Source organism: Pseudomonas quasicaspiana (assembly GCF_021147825.1).
GTDB classification, from domain to species: domain Bacteria; phylum Pseudomonadota; class Gammaproteobacteria; order Pseudomonadales; family Pseudomonadaceae; genus Aquipseudomonas; species Aquipseudomonas quasicaspiana.
Genome location: NZ_JAGTPI010000124.1, coordinates 1 through 1533 on the forward strand (window position 1 = coordinate 1; position 1533 = coordinate 1533).

Consider the following 1533-nt stretch of genomic DNA (forward strand, 5'->3'; position numbering starts at 1 on the left):
CTTCAAGCCTCTTCGAGTATTTTGAACGAAGGCCTGGGTGTCAGCGGCGAGCACATTGCCGATTACATCTGCGCCGGGGAGTTTGGCTGGGGTAAAGACTGGGACGGACACGACAAAGGCGCGGATGGGAGTGGGTTTGAGGGGGGGCCGAGTGCGAGCAAGTTGGGGAAGCTTTCTAAAGGTTGCAGTCCGAAGGGAAAGCACATTATTTACAAGTTAACCGACGGCGCTAACGGAACAGATATCGATGCCGTATGGCGCGCGAATCCTGCCAGCAACGGAGGCGAAAAATTTGCCATAGTCGATGCCAAGGCGAGCCATGATGAAGATGCGCCAAAATTTAAGCGTGAACTGAACAATACTCGGAAGCCGGGGGCTGGTTCTAAACTGGGAGTGTCGGGCCTCGCTGAACCAAGCGAATTGATTGAGCCCTGTGAAATTCCAGAAACCAAATCACCCGCTAGTAAAGCAAAAAAGGTAATCGCTGGTAAAAACAATACCAATATGGCAAAAAGCGAAGCACGCCCATCTAAAGCGCCAAGGGGTTTACTCGTTCAAATGAGTGACGAATGGCTTGAGAAAAATTTGGAGAGAGCCGTCCCGACGTATTCTTTACACGTTAAAGTGGCTGCATCAAACAGTCGCCACTTGTCCTACAAGCCGTTATACCACGGCAGCCCGATCCCTAAAGAGCGTGCAAGCGCCCGCCTGAAAAACGCTGATGAATCTTCCCATGAGAATCACAAGGCTTTTTATTACGCGGAGAATGAAATTAAAGGTCTCGTGAACAAGCATAAAAGATCTTTATGCCAAAAAGTATGGCGCACTAGACTCTCTCAAGCTTGAGGCCTACCCAGATGATCAAAAGACAAAAACTCTTTAGCGAAAACCATTATAAAAACTTTCTTAACGACCATGACGAAGCGACAGAGCTTCTAAAAACCACGACATTTAAGTCAGACACCCCAGAAGGGGAAGCTACGCTTCGCTTAAGATTCACCCAACGCCTAGCACTTCGAAAGCTCACAGCGACATATACAGCGGGAGAGGACTTATCATCTCTCCCCCCCCTACTTGAAGATTTAATTGAAAAATATGAAATACGACAAGCAGCTCTTGCAGACTCAGAAAAGTCTCCCGACATTTCGCCGCTGGCGTTAGACACCCAGCCACACGAGTATGAAGAATGCGTACAAGTCATAGGATTCTGCATTCTATTACATCGCACTGACCTGCTGAAGCGTTTCGTCAAATTTATAGACAATGGGGGGTATGAGGGGGAAGACACACTATATGAAGATCTGCTTTGCAAAATGCTACCTAACAGGCACGATATTGATCAATGGTATCACGACGTATATTCACCTTTGGTGCAGGCAATATATGCGAAATCAAAAATTGAAGCCACTGACTATTTGAAAACATATTGCAAGCAATGGTATCCCGCATTTAAGCAAGCCCCTTGGCATGATACTCATCTACAAGGCGAAGATGGAAACTACGTTGGTTATTGGGCAATAGAAGCCGGCGCAA

The 1533-nt window shown here is 47.2% G+C and carries 1 protein-coding gene and 1 pseudogene; both read left to right on the forward strand.

Features of this window, described 5'->3' with window-relative positions:
• Positions 1–846: pseudogene (locus tag KDX30_RS29375) on the forward strand (hypothetical protein); the annotation flags it as partial.
• Between the two features lie 11 nt (positions 847–857).
• A partial coding sequence (locus KDX30_RS29380; protein ID WP_231678246.1) for a PoNe immunity protein domain-containing protein occupies positions 858–1533 on the forward strand: 676 nt, incomplete at its 3' end.